Raw genomic sequence first — 16517 nt, forward strand, 5'->3', positions numbered from 1 at the left:
GATAACGCGCCCTGTCTGAATGACCGCGTTGTACTGACGTTTTTCGCGAGCAAGCTCGCTCCTACAGGTGACCGGTGGTCGATGCGCCTCGGCCTGCCGGCAAATTTGCGCTTAGCTGAAGGGTAACCCGAGGCGCGCGCAGGTTTTACAAGGCCGCAGCGACGCCCCTTCAGATCCCCCTGAGTCTGAGGAACCGCGCCATGCTGACCCTGAACATCAATGGCCAGGATCAGGAGCTGGATGTCCCCGCCGACATGCCGCTGCTCTGGGTCTTGCGCGATGTCGCCCACCTCACCGGCACCAAATTCGGCTGCGGCATCGCCCAATGCGGGGCCTGCACCGTGCACGTCGATAGCGCACCGCTGCGCTCGTGCATCACACCGGCCACGGCCGTGGCCCATGGGCAAAAGATTCTCACCATCGAAGGCCTTTCCGCGGATGGTTCGCACCCGGTCCAACAGGCCTGGGCGGAACTTGACGTGGTCCAGTGTGGCTACTGTCAGTCCGGGCAGATCATGTCGGCGGCCGCATTGCTGGCGAAAATTCCGAAACCGACCGACAGCGACATCGATCAGGCGCTGTCCGGGAACATCTGCCGTTGCGGCACTTACCCGAGGATCCGCGCGGCGGTCAAGCGCGCCGCCGAGCTGGGTTGAGGCCGGGTTGAAGGGAGCTTGTGCCATGAACAGCATCAACGCGTTATCGCGTCGTGGTTTTCTCAAGGGCAGTGCCATGCTGGGCGGCGGGCTGGTGGTCGCGTTTGCCATACCCGGTGCCCACCGTTTCGCCATGGGCGCGGAAAACCAGGGCAACGTGTTTGCGCCCAATGCCTTCCTGCGTATTGGCAACGACAACAGTGTCACCGTATTGCTGGGGCACTCGGAAATGGGCCAGGGCATCTGGACCGGCCTGACCATGCTGATCGCCGAAGAACTGGACGCCGACTGGACGAAAATCCGCGTCGAGCATGCACCGGCTTCGGCCGCCGATTACGGCCTGCCTGGTTTTGGCGGGATGCAAATCACCGGCGGCTCGACCTCGACCTGGATGGAGTTCGACCGCTATCGCCAGGCCGGCGCGGCGGCGCGCTTGATGTTGATCGACGCAGCGGCCAAGCGTTTCAACGTCGCGCCGTCCGAGATTCATACCGAATCGGGGGTGGTCATGGCCGGTGAGCACCGTGCCACCTACGGCGAACTGGCCGATGAGGCTGGGCAATTGCCACGGCCAGACCCGGCCTCGATCAAACTCAAGGACGCAAAGGACTGGAAGCTGATCGGCAAACCCACCCAGCGTCTGGACACTCCGGAAAAAATCACCGGCCGGGCGAAGTTCGGCATGGACGTGCAGTTTGACGGGCTGATGACTGCGATGGTCGCCCGTTCGCCCACCTTCGGCGGTAGCGTCAAATCCTTTGAAGGCGCCGAAGCGCTGGCGATTCCGGGTGTGCACAAAGTGGTGCAAGTGCCGACCGGCATCGCGGTGATTGCCGATCATTTTTGGGCGGCGAAGCTGGGGCGCGATGCGCTGAAAGTCGAGTGGAATCCGGGGCCGAACGCCGGGCTCGACAGCCAGGCGTTGCTGGAGAACTTCCGCAAACTCGCCACCACCCCTGGCCTGAACGCAGGCCAGGCGGGGGATACCCAGGCTGCGCTGGCAAAAGCGGCCAAGAAGATCGACGTTGAGTACAGCGTGCCTTATCTGGCACATGCGCCGATGGAGCCACTGAACTGTACGGTGAGCATCACAAAGGACAAATGCGAAATCTGGACTGGCACCCAGTTCCAGACCCTGGACCAAATGGTCGCCGGGAAAATCACCGGGCTCAAACCCGAACAGGTGGTGATCCATACCGAGTTTCTCGGTGGCGGCTTCGGGCGCCGGGCCAATCCGACGTCGGATTTCGTCAGCGAAGCGGTGTATGTCGCCAAGGCTGCCGGCGCACCGGTGAAAACCGTGTGGGCGCGGGAGGACGACATCCGCGGCGGCTATTACCGCTCGGCGTTCCTGCACCATGCGCGTATCGGGCTGGGCGCTGACGGCCTGCCGCTGGCCTGGAAACATGTGATGGTCGGGCAGTCGATCATGGCCGGGACCTCGCTTGAAGCGAGCATGGTCAAGGACGGGATCGACAAAACCTCCGTCGAAGGCGTGGCGGACAGCCCCTACCTCGAAGGGTTGGCCAATCACCAGATTGAACTGCATTCACCGACAACCGGCATCAGCGTGTTGTGGTTGCGTTCGGTGGGTCACACCCACACCGCCTTTGTCATGGAGTCGCTGATCGATGAACTGGCCACGGCGGCCGGCAAGGATCCGGTGGAATATCGGCGCACCTTGCTCAAGGACCATCCGCGCCATCTCGGTGTGCTGAACCTCGCGGTGCAGAAGGCCAACTGGAAGGCGCCACTGCCGGACGGCCATGCCTTGGGTGTGGCGGTGCATGAGTCGTTCGGCAGCTACGTGGCCCAAGTGGCCGAGGTGTCCCAGGACAACCTCGCCATCCGCGTGCACCGGGTGGTGTGCGCGGTGGATTGCGGCATTGCGGTAAACCCCCAGAGCATCGCCGCGCAGATGGAGTCGTGCATTACCTTTGGCCTCAGCTTCGCCTTGCACAGCAAGCTGACACTCAAGGACGGGCAGGTGGTGCAGTCCAACTATCACGACTATCGGGTGCTGCGGCTCAACGAAATGCCGGTGGTCGAAGTGCATATCGTGCCCAGCAGCGACAAACCCGGTGGTATCGGCGAAGCCGGTGTGCCACCCATGGCGCCAGCGGTGGCCAACGCGGTGTTTGCCCTGACCGGGCAGCGCCTGCGGGAGCTGCCCTTGCAGCTGGCGGGGGTGTGAGATGAAACGACATCACTGGTTGCTTGGGGCGGTGATCCTGGTCTGTCTCATCGCCTACGCATCGCACGTGTTCGCCGATGACCGCGAGGCCTTGCAGGCGTTCGACACCGTGCAGAAGGTCTTCCAGAGCCCCCGGTGCCAGAACTGCCATATTCCTGGGGATTCGCCGCTGCAATTCGATGCCGGCTTGCCCCACGCCATGAATGTCGTGCGTGGCATGGACGGCAAGGGTTCGGCCGGGTTGCCCTGTGCAACCTGCCATGCGCAAAGCAATCCGCCGGCCAGTTACGGCCCCCACGCACCACCGGGTGCGCCGCACTGGAGTTTGCCACCGGCCGCGCACCGCATGGCCTGGATCGGCCTGCCAGCCGACCGGTTGTGCGCGATGATCAAGGATCGCTCCAGCAACGGCGATCGGGATTTTGCCGCGCTGATCAAGCACGTCAGCGACGACAAGCTGGTGCTGTGGGGCTGGAACCCCGGCGGCAATCGCGCGCCGGTACCGGTGCCCCACGATATTTTCGTCGCCCGGTTCAAGCGCTGGGCCGATGCGGGAGGACCGTGCCCGGTGGCAGGTAGCTGACCAGCGGCACGCTTACAGGGAGTCAATGTGGGTACGGGCGACTCTAACGTACATACCCGCCAAGGGAGTGAACGATGTTGATCTCAGGCAAAACAGGTAAACCGGGCCAATCAGCCAACCCGTTGCTCACGCCACAGCAAGAACGTGAACGGTTGCGCGAACTGGCTCGCCAGGCCGAACAAGAACTGGCAGGGGTGCAGATGGCGAGCATGGACGAGCTGACGCTGCTGTCCAATCGCCATGGTTTCACTGCATTGGCCCAACTCGGGCTGGATGCCTGCCGACAACTGGAGACGCCAGCGACACTGCTGTACCTCAGCCTCGATGAATTCAAGCTCATCTGCTATCTGTATGGCCGGGCCAAAGGTGACGATGCGCTCAAGACGTTCGCCGATGTCCTGCGTATCGGCTTTCGTGAAAACGATGTGGTCGGCCGACTCGACGGCGACCGGTTCGTGGCGCTGCTGACCGGGTCCAGTGCCGTTGAGATTGAGGCGATCAAGGTGCGACTCAATGAGATACTCGATGAGCGCAACGCCACGGCGCATCGCAGTTATGACATTCGGTTCAGCGTTACCCAGGTCGAATACAACCCCGCTGTTCATGACTCAATCGAGGAACTGCTGGAGGAGGCCGAGCGTGTGATGAGCCGTTAGGGCGGTGTTGCATTAGCGGGCCTCTTCGCGAGCAGGATTTATGAACGCCACAAATCCACTGTGGGAGCGAGCTTGCTCGCGATGGCGTCCCGACAGGCAACGCCTACTTGGCAAACAACTGCCCAATATCCTTGAACGCCTTGAACTCCAGCGCATTCCCGCAAGGATCAAGCAGAAACATCGTCGCCTGTTCACCCACCAGCCCCTGAAAACGAATCCCCGGTTCGATCACGAAGCGTGTCTCCAGCGACTTCAGCCGCTCGGCCAGCGCCTCCCACTCGGCCATCTCGAGCACCACGCCAAAATGCGGCACCGGCACATCGTGACCATCCACGGCATTGGTGTGCGCGGCTTCTTGCGTGGGGTTTTTCGGTGCCAGGTGAATCACCAGTTGATGGCCGAAAAAATTGAAATCCACCCATTGATCGCTTGAGCGGCCTTCTTCCAGGCCAAACACTGAACCATAGAAATGTCGGGCGGCCGGCAAGTCGTAGACCGGAATGGCCAGGTGAAAAGGGGACAGTTGCATCAGGCGAACCTCGGTGTGGGTGGGAATGTGTCGAGTTTAGCCCTGTGCTTTTTGATTGAAAGACGATAATTTTTGCATCGAGCTCAAATTATTTCGATCAATCGAGGCCACCATGCTGCGCGAACTGAAAACCTTTATCGCGGTGGCGCGTTACGGCACGTTCGCGGCAGCGGGCATGCACATCGGCCTGACGCAGTCGGCGGTCAGCGCGCAGATTCGCAACCTGGAACAAGCCCTTGGCATCCGTCTGTTCGACCGCACCGGCCGCCAGGCGCTGCTCAACGCGGCGGGGCAGCGTGCGGTGCCGATGGCCAGGGAAATGCTCGAGACCTTCAGCCGCATGGCCGTCAGCGACGATGTCAGCGAGTACCGGGGCGAACTGAGAATCGGCGCGGTGGCGACCGCTCAGACCGGGCTGCTGCCCCAGGCGCTGGTGCGCTTGCGCCAACAGGCGCCCTTGCTGGAGCCCAAGCTGGTGCCCGGTGTGTCACTGAACCTGCTGAGCCAGGTCGACACGGGAGAAGTGGACCTGGCGATCCTGATCAAGCCGCCGTTTGAGTTGCCCAAGGAATTGTCTGCGCAGGTCATTCGCCGGGAACCGTTCGTGCTGATCGTACCGGCGGACCTGGACGGCGATGATCCGCTGCAACTGCTCGCCGAGCACCCTCATGTACGCTACGACCGCAATTCGTTTGGCGGGCGGCTGGTGACGCGGTTTCTGCGCGAGCGGCAGATCGAGGTGCACGTGGCGCTGGAGCTGGATGAACTGGAGGCCATTGTCAAAATGGTCGAGTGTGGGTTGGGGGTTTCGTTGTTGCCGGAGGCGGGGCTGTGGCTGGAGCATGGGGCGGGGGTGCGGATCGTCCCGCTGGGCGAACTGACCTTCCATCGGGAGATCGTGCTGTTGCAGCGCTATAGCCAGCGGATGCAGCCGATTCAGCAGTTGTTTGCGCAATGCCTGACATAACACTAACCCTGTGGGAGCGGGCTTGCTCGCGAAGACGGCTTCAGATTCAGCATTGATGTTGACTGGCACACCGCTTTCGCGAGCAAGCCCGCTCCCACAGAGGGATTGTGTTTGTCCGGGAAATCGCAGGCATAAAAAACCCGCCAAAGAGGCGGGTTTTTTTGGCTGACCGAAGATTACTCTTCGATGCTGCCCATGGCCGTGGTGTTGAAGCCACCGTCCACGTACATGATTTCACCGCTGATGCCGGACGCCAGGTCCGAGCACAGGAAGGCGCCGGCGTTGCCGACTTCTTCGATGGTGACGTTGCGGCGCAGCGGGGTTTGCGCTTCGTTGGCGGCCAGCATCTTGCGGAAGTTCTTGATGCCGGAAGCGGCGAGGGTGCGGATGGGACCTGCCGATACGCAGTTGACGCGAGTACCGTCCGGGCCCAGGGAGCCGGCCAGGTAACGTACGCCAGCTTCCAGGGAAGCCTTGGCCATGCCCATGACGTTATAGTTCGGCATGGTGCGCTCGGCGCCCAGGTACGACAGGGTCAGCAGGCTGCCGTTGCGGCCTTTCATCATTTCGCGGCCAGCCTTGGCCAGGGCCACGAAGCTGTAGGCGCTGATGTCGTGGGAGATGCGGAAACCTTCGCGGGTGGTGGCTTCGGTGAAGTCGCCGTCCAGTTGGTCGCCCGGGGCGAAGCCGACGGAGTGCACGATGCAGTCCAGGCCGTCCCACTTCTTGCTCAGCTCTTCGAAGACCTTGGCGATTTCTTCATCGCTGGCCACATCGCACGGGAAGCACAGCTCAGGGCTCGAACCCCAGCCTTGTGCGAACTCTTCGACACGACCCTTGAGTTTGTCGTTCTGATAAGTGAAGGCAAGCTCAGCGCCCTCGCGATGCATGGCGGCAGCGATGCCGGATGCGATGGACAGCTTGCTGGCGACACCGACGATCAGTACGCGCTTACCGGCGAGAAAACCCATGTGTTGCTCCTCTTTCAGGTTATTGCGCAGTGGCCGGAGCCAAAAAAGCGGCTTCCAGCAACTGCTGTGTATACGGATGTTGGGGGGCGGCAAAAATGCTTTGCGCGTCTCCCTGTTCGACCACTTGGCCATGCTTGACCACCATCAACTGGTGGCTCAGCGCTTTCACCACAGCCAGGTCATGGCTGATAAACAGATACGTCAGGTTGTACTTGGTTTGCAGTGAACGCAAAAGCTCCACTACCTGGCGTTGTACCGTGCGGTCGAGGGCCGAAGTCGGCTCGTCCAGCAAAATCAACGCCGGTTTTAACACCAATGCCCGGGCAATGGCGATTCTCTGCCGTTGCCCGCCGGAAAATTCGTGGGGGTAGCGGTGCCGGGTTTCCGGATCCAGACCTACCTCCTTGAGTGCTGCAATGATCGCTTGTTCCTGTTCCGCCTCGGTGCCCATCTTGTGGATCCGCAGGCCTTCGCCAACGATCTGGCTCACGCACATCCGCGGGCTCAGGCTGCCGAACGGGTCCTGAAACACCACTTGCATCTCCCGTCGCAGCGGCCTGACCTGTTGCTGCGTCAGGCAGTCTAGCTGCTGGCCTTCAAAGCGGATGGCGCCCTTGCTGGCGATCAACCGCAAAATTGCCAGGCCCAGGGTCGATTTGCCGGAACCGCTTTCTCCCACTATCCCCAGGGTCTGGCCCTGGGGCAGGCTGAAATTGATGCCGTCGACCGCCTTGACGTAATCCACCGTGCGCTTGAGCAGGCCTTTCTTGATCGGAAACCAGACTTTGAGGTCCTCGACCGCCAGCAAGGGCGGGCCGATCACGTTGCTTGCAGGCTTGCCGCCGGGCTCCGCTGCCAGCAGTTCCCGAGTGTACGGATGCTGCGGCGCGCGGAACAGTTCTTCGCACGATGCCTGTTCGACGATGCAACCTTGCTGCATGACACATACGCGGTGCGCAATTCTTCGCACAAGGTTCAAATCATGGCTGATCAGCAGCAGGGCCATGCCCAATCGGGCCTGCAATTCCTTGAGCAATTCGAGGATTTTCAGCTGAACGGTCACGTCCAGCGCGGTGGTCGGCTCGTCGGCGATCAGCAGTTCCGGCTCGTTGGCCAGGGCCATGGCGATCATCACCCGCTGACGCTGGCCGCCGGACAATTCGTGGGGCAGGGCCTTGAGTCGCTTGTGCGGCTCGGGGATGCCGACCATCTCCAGCAGCTCCAGGGTGCGTTTGGTCGCAACCTTGCCGGTCAGGCCCTTGTGGATGCCCAGCACCTCATTGATCTGTTTCTCGATCGAGTGCAGGGGATTGAGCGAGGTCATCGGCTCCTGGAAGATCATCGCAATCCGGTTGCCGCGAATGTGGCGGATGGTTTTTTCTTTCAGGTCCAGCAGGTTCTGCCCGGAATACAAGATGGTGCCGGACGGATGCCGGGCGAGCGGGTAGGGCAGCAGGCGCAGGATCGAGTGTGCGGTGACCGATTTGCCGGAACCGCTCTCGCCGACCAACGCCAGGGTTTCACCGCGCTTGATGTCGAAGCTGACGCCTTCGACCGCCCGCTGGCAGCGATTACCGACGACAAAATTGACGGACAGGTCGCGTACTTCGATCAGATTGTGCTGATTCATTTCACTTCCTCGGGTCGAAGGCATCGCGAGCGGACTCGCCGATGAACACCAGCAGACTCAACATCAAGGCCAGCACGGCGAAGGCGCTGATGCCCAGCCACGGCGCCTGCAGGTTGGATTTGCCCTGGGCTACCAGTTCACCCAGGGACGGGCTGCCCGCCGGCAAGCCGAAGCCGAGGAAGTCCAGGGCGGTCAGCGTACCGATGGCGCCGGTGAGGATGAACGGCATGAAGGTCATGGTCGAAACCATCGCGTTGGGCAGGATGTGACGGAACATGATCGCGCCGTTCTGCATGCCCAGGGCGCGGGCGGCGCGTACGTATTCCAGGTTGCGCCCGCGCAGGAACTCGGCGCGCACCACGTCGACCAGGCTCATCCATGAGAACAGCAGCATGATCCCCAGCAACCACCAGAAGTTTGGCTGCACGAAACTGGCAAGGATGATCAGCAGGTACAGCACCGGCAATCCAGACCAGATTTCCAGGAAGCGCTGCCCGGCCAGATCCACCCAGCCGCCGTAGAAACCCTGCAAGGCCCCGGCGATCACGCCGATGATCGAGCTGAGCACGGTCAGGGTCAGGGCGAACAGTACGGAAATGCGGAAACCGTAGATCACCCGGGCCAGCACGTCGCGGCCCTGATCGTCGGTGCCCAGCAGGTTGTCCGTCGAGGGCGGGGCCGGGGCCGGGACTTTCAGGTCGTAGTTGATGCTCTGGTAGCTGTAGGGAATCGGCGCCCACAGCACCCAGGCGTCTTTGGCCTTGAGCAGTTCACGGATGTACGGACTCTTGTAGTTCGCCTCTAGCGGAAATTCACCGCCGAAGGTGGTTTCCGGGTAGCGTTTGAGCGCCGGGAAGTACCAGTTGTTGTCGTAGTGCACCACCAGCGGCTTGTCGTTGGCGATCAACTCGGCACCCAGGCTGGCGCCGAACAGGACCAGGAACAACCACAGCGACCACCAGCCACGCTTGTTGGCCTTGAACAGTTCGAAGCGGCGGCGATTGAGAGGGGACAGGTTCATCTCAATGCTCCCGGCTTTCGAAGTCGATGCGCGGATCGACAAAGGTGTAGGTGAGGTCGCCGATCAGTTTCACCACCAGCCCGAGCAGGGTGAAGATGAACAGCGTGCCGAACACCACCGGGTAATCGCGGTTGATCGCCGCCTCGAAACTCATCAGGCCGAGGCCGTCGAGGGAGAAGATCACCTCCACCAGCAACGAGCCGGTGAAGAAGATGCCGATGAAGGCCGAAGGAAACCCGGCGATCACCAGCAGCATGGCGTTGCGGAACACGTGGCCGTACAGCACGCGGTGGTTGGTCAGGCCCTTGGCCCTGGCGGTGATCACGTATTGCTTGTTGATCTCGTCGAGGAAGCTGTTTTTGGTCAGCAGGGTCATGGTTGCGAAGTTGCCGATGACCAGCGCGGTCACCGGCAGCGCCAGGTGCCAGAAGTAGTCGAGGATCTTGCCGCCCATGCTCAGTTCATCGAAGTTGTTGGAGGTCAGCCCGCGCAAGGGGAACCAGTCAAGGTAACTGCCGCCGGCGAACACCACGATCAACAGGATGGCGAACAGGAACGCCGGGATCGCGTAGCCGACAATGATCGCCGAACTGGTCCAGACGTCGAAGTGGCTGCCGTGCCGCTTGGCCTTGGCGATCCCCAGCGGGATCGACACCAGGTACATGATCAGCGTGCTCCACAGCCCGAGGGAGATCGACACCGGCATCTTTTCCTTGATCAGGTCGATGACCTTGGCGTCGCGGAAGAAGCTGTCGCCGAAATCCAGGGATGCATAGTTCTTGACCATGATCCACAAGCGTTCCGGCGCCGATTTGTCGAAGCCGTACATGTGCTCGATTTCCTTGATCAGCGCCGGGTCCAGGCCCTGGGCGCCGCGATAGGCCGAGCCTGCCACCGAGACTTCGGCACCACCGCCGGCGATGCGGCTGGTGGCGCCCTCGAAGCCTTCGAGCTTGGCGATCATCTGCTCCACCGGTCCACCGGGGGCCGCCTGGATGATCACGAAGTTGATCAGCAGAATGCCGAACAGGGTCGGAATGATGAGCAACAGTCGCCGAAAAATGTACGCCAGCATCTGATTACTCCGTGCCCGCAGGATCGGCCTGCAGTGTGGTTTCGACTTCTATTGCCGGCTTGATGTCCGGCTTGACCCACCAGGTGGCCGTGCCGATATCGTATTTAGGCGAGACCTTGGGATGGCCGATGTGGTTCCAGTAGGCCACGCGCCAGGTCTTGATGTGCCAGTTGGGTATTACGTAATAGCCCCATTGCAGAACGCGGTCCAGCGCGCGGGCGTGGGCCACCAGGCTGTTGCGCGAATCGGCGTTGATCAGTTGCTCGACCAGCTGATCGACCACCGGATCCTTCAGACCCATGGAGTTGCGGCTGCCGGGCTTGTCGGCGGCGTCCGACATCCAGAATTCCCGTTGTTCGTTACCCGGCGAGTTGGATTGCGGGAAGCTGCCGACGATCATGTCGAAGTCCCGGGAACGCACGCGGTTGATGTACTGCGAGACGTCGACCCGGCGGATCACCAGGTCGATGCCCAGGTCGCTCAGGTTGCGTTTGAACGGCAGCAGCACCCGTTCGAATTCGGTCTGGGCCAACAGGAACTCGATGACCACCGGCTTGCCGGTGGCGTCGACCATCTTGTCATCGACGATGCGCCAGCCGGCCTCCTGCAGCAATTGATAGGCTTGCCGTTGCTGGGCGCGGATCATGCCGCTGCCGTCGGTGGTCGGGTTCTGGAAGGCTTCGTTGAACACCTGCGGCGCCAGCTTGCTGCGGAACGGTTCGAGGATCGCCACCTGATCGGTGTCAGGCAGGCCGGTGGCGGCCATTTCCGAGTTCTCGAAATAACTGCGGGTACGCGCGTAGGCACTGTTGAACAGTTGCTTGTTGGTCCATTCGAAATCCAGCAACAGCGACAAGGCCTGGCGCACCCGCACATCCTGGAACACCGGGCGGCGCATATTGAATACGAACCCTTGCATGCCGGTGGGATTGCCGTTGGGAATCTGTTCCTTGACCAGTCGACCTTCGGTGACCGCCGCAATGTTGTAGGCGTTGGCCCAGTTCTTCGCGGTCATTTCCAGCCAGTAGTCGAACTGCCCGGCCTTGAGCGCCTCCAGGGCCACGGTGTTGTCGCGGTAGTAGTCGGTGGTCATCACGTCGAAGTTGTAGAAGCCGCGATTGACCGGCAGGTCCTTGCCCCAGTAGTCCTTGACCCGCTCGTATCGCACCGAGCGTCCGGCTTTCACTTCGCTGACCTTGTACGGGCCACTGCCCAGCGGGATTTCCAGGTTGCCCTTGTTGAAGTCGCGGTCGGCCCACCAGTGCTTGGGCAGCACCGGCAACTGGCCGAGGATCAGCGGCAACTCGCGGTTGTTGGTGTGCTTGAACTTGAACAGTACGGTGAGCGGGTCTTCGGCGATCACTTCGGCCACATCGCTGTAGTAGCCGCGGTACATCGGCGCGCCGTCCTTGGTCAGCATCTGGAAGCTGAACACCACGTCCTCGGCGCGAATCGGATGGCCGTCATGGAAGCGTGCCTCCGGGCGCAGGTAGAAGCGCACCCAGGCGTTGTCCGGGGCTTTCTCGATCAGGCGGGCGATCAAGCCGTACTCGGTGAACGGCTCGTCCAGGCCTTGCTTGGCCAGGGTGTCGTAGATCATGCCGATATCGTCCGCCGGCACGCCTTTGCTGATGAAGGGGTTAAGGCTGTCGAAGCCGCCGAAACCGGCCTGGCGGAAAATCCCGCCCTTGGGCGCGTCCGGGTTGACGTAGTCGAAGTGTTTGAAATCGGCCGGGTATTTCGGCGGTTCGTTATACAGGGTCACGGCATGTTGCGGGGCGGCGCAGGCCAGCCCGGCGAACAGCAGACCGCTGGCCTGCAGGAGCAGGGCACGGATGGGTTTCATTGATCTTTCTCCGAAGATTTCAGCCACCACGCGTTCAGGCCCAGGGTGTAGGGCGGGGTGGTGACGAAGGCGAGCCGGTTGCGGTACCCCAGACGGTGATAATTGAGGTACCAGTTGGGAACGATGTAGTGCTGCCACAGCAGCACGCGGTCGAGGGCCTTGCCGGCGGCGACCTGTTCATCGCGGGTCCGGGCGGCCAGCAACTGTTCGAGCAAATGGTCGACCACCGGGTTGGCAATGCCGGCGTAGTTCTTGCTGCCCTTGACCCCGGCCTGGCTGGAGTGAAAGTACTGCCATTGTTCCAGGCCCGGGCTGAGCGTCTGGTTGAGGGTCATCAGAATCATGTCGAAATCGAACTGGTCGAGGCGCTGCTTGTATTGCGCGCGATCGACCGTGCGCAGCCGCGCGTCGATGCCGATGCTGGCCAGGTTCTCGACGTAAGGTTGGAGGATGCGTTCCAGGTTCGGGTTGACCAGCAGCAGTTCCAGGCGCAGAGGCTGCCCGGCGGTGTTTTGCAGGCGCTGGCCATTGAGCTTCCAGCCGGCTTCGGCGAGCAGGCCGAGGGCTTTGCGCAGGGTCTCCCGGGGAATGCCGCGGCCATCGGTCTGCGGCAGGCTGAACGGCTCGGTAAAGAGCCTGGCCGGCAGTTGCTCGCGATAGGGCTTGAGTAGCAGCCATTCATGTCCGACCGGCAAACCGCTGGCCGAGAACTCGCTGTTGGGGTAATAGCTCATGGCGCGTTGGTAGGCGCCGCCGAACAGCGAGCGGTTGGTCCATTCAAAGTTGAACATCAGCCCCAGCGCTTCACGGACCTTGGTGTCCGAGAAAGCCGGACGGCGGCTGTTCATGAACAGGCCCTGGGTCTGGGTCGGGATCTGATGGGGAATCTGCGCCTTGATCACCTCGCCGCGGCGTACGGCAGGGAATTTGTAGCCGGTGTCCCAGTTCTTCGCCTGGTGCTCGATATAGATGTCGAATTCACCGGCCTTGAACGCCTCGAACGCCACGACGCTGTCGCGGTAGAACTCGACTTCCATGCGGTCGAAGTTGTACTTGCCGCGATTGACCGGCAGGTCCTTGCCCCAGTAATCCTTGACCCGTTCGAAGACGATCTGTCGTCCTGGCGTGACCGAGGTGATGCGATACGGCCCGCTGCCCAGCGGCGGCTCGAAAGTGGTGGCCTTGAAGTCGCGGCCTTTCCAGTAGTGCTGCGCCAGCACCGGCATTTCACCCAGGCGCAGGATCAGCAGCGGATTGCCGGCACGCTTGAACACGAAACGGATGCGCTGCGGGTTGAGGATGTCGACCCGCGACACTTCCTGAAGACTGGTGCGGTACAGCGGATGGCCTTCCTTGAGCAACACGCGATAGGAGAACGCGACGTCGTAGGCGGTGATCGGCGTGCCGTCATGGAAGCGTGCTTCGGGACGCAGGTTGAACACCACCCAGCTGCGGTTCTCGTTGTACTCCACCGACTGGGCAATCAGGCCGTAGCTGGACGCGGGCTCGTCACCCGAAGGTGCGTACTGCCCCGTGCCGACCATCAGCGGTTCGTTGAGCTCGTTGATGCCGTATTGCAGGAAACTCGGCGTGGTGACCGGACTGGTGCCCTTGAAGGTGTAGGGGTTGAGCGTGTCGAAGGTGCCAAACGCCATCACCCGCAAAGTACCGCCCTTGGGCGCTTGCGGGTTGACCCAGTCGAAGTGGGTAAATCGGGCCGGGTACTTGAGCGTGCCGAACTGCGCATAACCATGGCTTTCGCTGATCGTCGCGCTTGCGGTGGAGCTCAAGGCCAGGCTGATCAGGAGCAGGGGCAGGGAACGCTTCAAATAGGGGATCCGATCCAGGCGGCTTGGGCTTTGTGGACCGTACAGTAACAGCTTGTATGGACAGGAAAAAGACGGGGGATCCGGGCGATCGCATTCCTGTAGGAGCGAGCTTGCTCGCGATGGTGGTCAATGATGACGCAGGGCACCTGAATCAACTCGGTGCCCTTGGGTTTTTCGCGAGCAGGCTCGCTCCTACAGTTAGTGCGGATTAGCCACCGTCAACATCTGACCAGGCTTGAGCGCCTGGCCGACACGCGGATTCCAGCGCTTGAGGTGCTGCATCTCTACGTTGAAGCGCTTGGCCACGATGTACAGCGAGTCGCCTTGCTGGACCTTGTACTTGGCCTGCTGCTTCTTGGTATTGGCCGCAATCACGGTGTTGACGCGCCCGGAGTTGCGTTTGCTGTTGTCCTGCATGACCAGGGTCTGGCCCGGCTTGAGGTTCTTGCCGCTCAGTTTGTTCCAGCGTTGCAGGTCCTTCACGTCAACGTTGTTGGCCTTGGCGATGGAACCGAGGTTGTCACCCCGCTTGACCCGATAGGAACGCTTGACGCTGGCGACCTGGCTGTCGTCGGCACCTTCGAAGACCGGCTTGAGCGATTTCTTGCTGATCAGCTCTTCAGGACGCATGGTCTGCAGGCTGCTGGTCAGCAATTGCGCCTTGGAGGTCGGCACCAGCAGATGTTGCGGGCCATCGAGGGTGGTGCGCTGCTTGAAGGCCGGGTTGAGCTGGAACAGTTCGTCTTCGTCGATGTTGGCAACTTCAGCAACCTTGGACAGGTCCATGCGCTGGTTGATTTCGACGACCTGGAAGTAGGGCTCGTTGGCGATCGGATTGAGGTTCACGCCGTAGGCTTCCGGCGCCATCACCACCTGTGACAGTGCCAGCAACTTTGGCACATAGGCCTGGGTTTCAGAGGGCAGCGGCAGGTTCCAGTAGTCGGTCGGCAGGCCGAGGCGTTCGTTGCGCTCAATGGCCCGGCTGACGGTGCCTTCGCCGGCGTTGTAGGCCGCCAGGGCCAGCATCCAGTCGCCGTTGAACATGTCGTGCAGGCGGGTCAGGTAATCCAGGGCGGCGGTGGTCGACGCGGTGATGTCGCGACGGCCATCATAGAAACGGGTTTGACGCAGGTTGAAGTAACGCCCGGTGGACGGGATGAACTGCCAAAGACCCACCGCGTTGGCCCGGGAATAGGCCATCGGGTTGTAGGCGCTTTCGATCACTGGCAGCAGGGCCAGTTCCAGCGGCATGTTGCGTTCTTCAAGGCGTTCGACGATGTAGTGAATGTAGAGGCTGCCACGTTCGCCGGCGTTTTCGAGGAAAGATGGATTGCTGGCGAACCACAGGCGCTGTTGCTCGATGCGCGGGTTGACGCCCAGCCCGTCTTGCAGCTGGAAGCCCTGGCGCATGCGCTCCCAGACGTCCTGGGGAATTTGCGGGCTGGGTTTTTCGCTGAGCCAGATCGGCTTCTGCTTGGCGCGCGCGGCGATGTTCTGCGTGTGCGCCGCATCGGTCTGCGGCGCATGGCTGGAACAGCCCGCCAGGGTGGCGGACACAGCCACCGCAATGGCTTGAGCCAAGCGGGTCAATGCGTCTGAACTGATGGCTTTGCGAATAGGTGACGACATTGGCTGGAAGTAAGTTCCGGGCAAAAATGTCGGGCGATTCTAGGAAGCGCACCCTGCGCGGTCAACCTTTCAGAATTGTTGCAATCTTGATAGGCCCCTTTAGAACCTGTCTTTCCACGCTCGAAGCGCCGCAAAAACCATATCGGGCGCCGAGTTATCGGTGCCGGTCCGTTCGTCCGCTTTTTCTTTAACGGATGTTTCACCGGAGCGCAAAAACGGGTTTGTGAGCTTTTCCAGCGCCAGTGTCGACGGCAGCGTCATGATCCCGGATTCCCGTTGGCGGGTGACTTTGGCCAGGCGCTCGGCAGTGTGCGGGTTGTTCGGTTCGACGGCCGCGGCAAACTTCAGGTTGCCGAGGGTGTATTCGTGGGTGCAGTACACCAGCGTGTCTTCCGGCAACCCGGCCAGGCGTGTCAGCGAACTGTACATTTGCTGTGGCGTGCCTTCGAACAAGCGTCCGCAGCCGGCGGCAAACAGTGTGTCGCCGCAGAACAGCAAGCCGTGATGGTAATAGGCGATGTGCCCCAGGGTGTGGCCAGGGACCGCGAGGACGTCGAAGTCCCAGCCGAGCACGCAGACCTTGTCGTTGTCCTTTAGCGCAACGTCCCGCGCCGGGATCGTTTCGCTGGCCGGACCATAGACTTTCGCGTCCGTCGCTTTTTTCAGCTGTTCGACGCCGCCGACGTGGTCATGATGGTGATGAGTGATCAAAATATCACTCAGTACCCAGCCCGGATTGGCCGCAAGCCAGGCTTGTACGGGGCCGGCATCACCCGGGTCGACGACCGCGCAGCGCTTGCTGCCGTGGTCTTGTAACAACCAGATGTAGTTGTCGGTGAAGGCGGGCAGGGCAGTGATCTGTATCATCGTCGGATTCGCCAAGCGGAAAACATTGGCGCATCTTAGAACTTCCTGGCGCGTTGGAGAATGC

The 16517-nt window shown here is 61.5% G+C and carries 14 protein-coding genes; 5 read left to right on the forward strand and 9 right to left on the reverse strand.

What is annotated here, in order from left to right:
- Positions 1–200: 200 nt before the first annotated feature.
- From AC1RDQ_RS08380 to AC1RDQ_RS08395, 4 genes are all read left to right on the forward strand, one after another.
- Positions 201–656, forward strand: a complete 456-nt coding sequence (locus tag AC1RDQ_RS08380; RefSeq protein ID WP_492586907.1) for a (2Fe-2S)-binding protein — start codon at positions 201–203, stop codon at positions 654–656.
- 25 nt (positions 657–681) lie between these two features.
- Positions 682–2850: a xanthine dehydrogenase family protein molybdopterin-binding subunit gene (locus AC1RDQ_RS08385; RefSeq protein ID WP_492586909.1), complete on the forward strand. Its 2169-nt coding sequence runs from the start codon at positions 682–684 to the stop codon at positions 2848–2850.
- A 1-nt stretch (position 2851) separates the two neighbouring features.
- Positions 2852–3433, forward strand: coding sequence for a hypothetical protein (locus AC1RDQ_RS08390; protein ID WP_154860122.1), 582 nt, complete (start codon positions 2852–2854; stop codon positions 3431–3433).
- Between the two features lie 74 nt (positions 3434–3507).
- A complete protein-coding gene (locus AC1RDQ_RS08395; protein WP_223502160.1) occupies positions 3508–4089 on the forward strand; it encodes a GGDEF domain-containing protein in 582 nt (193 codons plus the stop codon).
- A 103-nt stretch (positions 4090–4192) separates the two neighbouring features.
- Here the strand turns inward: AC1RDQ_RS08395 and AC1RDQ_RS08400 are convergent, their stop codons facing one another.
- The gene (locus AC1RDQ_RS08400; RefSeq protein WP_492586911.1) at positions 4193–4618 is read right to left on the reverse strand and encodes a VOC family protein; all 426 of its coding nucleotides are present in this window, start codon (positions 4616–4618) and stop codon (positions 4193–4195) included.
- Between the two features lie 112 nt (positions 4619–4730).
- Here AC1RDQ_RS08400 and AC1RDQ_RS08405 point away from each other — a divergent pair, with 112 nt between their 5' ends.
- Complete coding sequence (locus AC1RDQ_RS08405) at positions 4731–5585, forward strand: LysR family transcriptional regulator (RefSeq protein WP_492586912.1); 855 nt, start codon at positions 4731–4733, stop codon at positions 5583–5585.
- A 176-nt stretch (positions 5586–5761) separates the two neighbouring features.
- On the opposite strand, the gene fabI is transcribed toward AC1RDQ_RS08405, so the two are convergent.
- From fabI to gloB, 8 genes are all read right to left on the reverse strand, one after another.
- Entirely contained in the window at positions 5762–6556 is a 795-nt protein-coding gene (gene fabI / locus AC1RDQ_RS08410) for an enoyl-ACP reductase FabI (RefSeq protein ID WP_057715039.1), read from the reverse strand.
- A gap of 19 nt (positions 6557–6575) precedes the next feature.
- On the reverse strand, positions 6576–8186 hold the full coding sequence (locus tag AC1RDQ_RS08415) for an ABC transporter ATP-binding protein (protein WP_090455008.1): 1611 nt from the start codon (positions 8184–8186) through the stop codon (positions 6576–6578).
- 1 nt (position 8187) lies between these two features.
- Positions 8188–9207 (reverse strand): ABC transporter permease, encoded by a 1020-nt coding sequence (locus AC1RDQ_RS08420; RefSeq protein WP_057715037.1) that lies wholly within the window; start codon positions 9205–9207, stop codon positions 8188–8190.
- 1 nt (position 9208) lies between these two features.
- Positions 9209–10282 (reverse strand): microcin C ABC transporter permease YejB, encoded by a 1074-nt coding sequence (locus tag AC1RDQ_RS08425; protein ID WP_057715036.1) that lies wholly within the window; start codon positions 10280–10282, stop codon positions 9209–9211.
- 4 nt (positions 10283–10286) lie between these two features.
- Positions 10287–12128, reverse strand: a complete 1842-nt coding sequence (locus AC1RDQ_RS08430) for an extracellular solute-binding protein (RefSeq protein ID WP_492586914.1) — start codon at positions 12126–12128, stop codon at positions 10287–10289.
- Positions 12125–13945, reverse strand: coding sequence for an extracellular solute-binding protein (locus tag AC1RDQ_RS08435; protein WP_492587145.1), 1821 nt, complete (start codon positions 13943–13945; stop codon positions 12125–12127). The genes AC1RDQ_RS08430 and AC1RDQ_RS08435 overlap by 4 nt, the downstream gene beginning before the upstream one ends.
- A gap of 210 nt (positions 13946–14155) precedes the next feature.
- Complete coding sequence (locus tag AC1RDQ_RS08440) at positions 14156–15586, reverse strand: transglycosylase SLT domain-containing protein (RefSeq protein ID WP_057715033.1); 1431 nt, start codon at positions 15584–15586, stop codon at positions 14156–14158.
- 99 nt (positions 15587–15685) lie between these two features.
- Positions 15686–16453 (reverse strand): hydroxyacylglutathione hydrolase, encoded by a 768-nt coding sequence (gene gloB / locus AC1RDQ_RS08445; protein WP_057715032.1) that lies wholly within the window; start codon positions 16451–16453, stop codon positions 15686–15688.
- Between the last annotated feature and the right edge of the window lie 64 nt (positions 16454–16517).

The organism is Pseudomonas sp. GW823-FHT02E01 (genome assembly GCF_058797535.1).

Excerpts from the sequence above, each read along its gene's own strand:
- AC1RDQ_RS08415 (WP_090455008.1), bottom strand. The coding sequence starts at position 8,186 with ATGAATCAGCACAATCTGATCGAAGTACGCGACCTGTCCGTCAATTTT.
- AC1RDQ_RS08440 (WP_057715033.1), bottom strand. The coding sequence starts at position 15,586 with ATGTCGTCACCTATTCGCAAAGCCATCAGTTCAGACGCATTGACCCGC.
- AC1RDQ_RS08395 (WP_223502160.1), top strand. The coding sequence starts at position 3,508 with ATGTTGATCTCAGGCAAAACAGGTAAACCGGGCCAATCAGCCAACCCG.
- gloB (WP_057715032.1), bottom strand. The coding sequence starts at position 16,453 with ATGATACAGATCACTGCCCTGCCCGCCTTCACCGACAACTACATCTGG.
- AC1RDQ_RS08390 (WP_154860122.1), top strand. The coding sequence starts at position 2,852 with ATGAAACGACATCACTGGTTGCTTGGGGCGGTGATCCTGGTCTGTCTC.
- AC1RDQ_RS08385 (WP_492586909.1), top strand. The coding sequence starts at position 682 with ATGAACAGCATCAACGCGTTATCGCGTCGTGGTTTTCTCAAGGGCAGT.
- AC1RDQ_RS08405 (WP_492586912.1), top strand. The coding sequence starts at position 4,731 with ATGCTGCGCGAACTGAAAACCTTTATCGCGGTGGCGCGTTACGGCACG.
- AC1RDQ_RS08400 (WP_492586911.1), bottom strand. The coding sequence starts at position 4,618 with ATGCAACTGTCCCCTTTTCACCTGGCCATTCCGGTCTACGACTTGCCG.
- fabI (WP_057715039.1), bottom strand. The coding sequence starts at position 6,556 with ATGGGTTTTCTCGCCGGTAAGCGCGTACTGATCGTCGGTGTCGCCAGC.
- AC1RDQ_RS08380 (WP_492586907.1), top strand. The coding sequence starts at position 201 with ATGCTGACCCTGAACATCAATGGCCAGGATCAGGAGCTGGATGTCCCC.
- AC1RDQ_RS08430 (WP_492586914.1), bottom strand. The coding sequence starts at position 12,128 with ATGAAACCCATCCGTGCCCTGCTCCTGCAGGCCAGCGGTCTGCTGTTC.
- AC1RDQ_RS08420 (WP_057715037.1), bottom strand. The coding sequence starts at position 9,207 with ATGAACCTGTCCCCTCTCAATCGCCGCCGCTTCGAACTGTTCAAGGCC.
- AC1RDQ_RS08425 (WP_057715036.1), bottom strand. The coding sequence starts at position 10,282 with ATGCTGGCGTACATTTTTCGGCGACTGTTGCTCATCATTCCGACCCTG.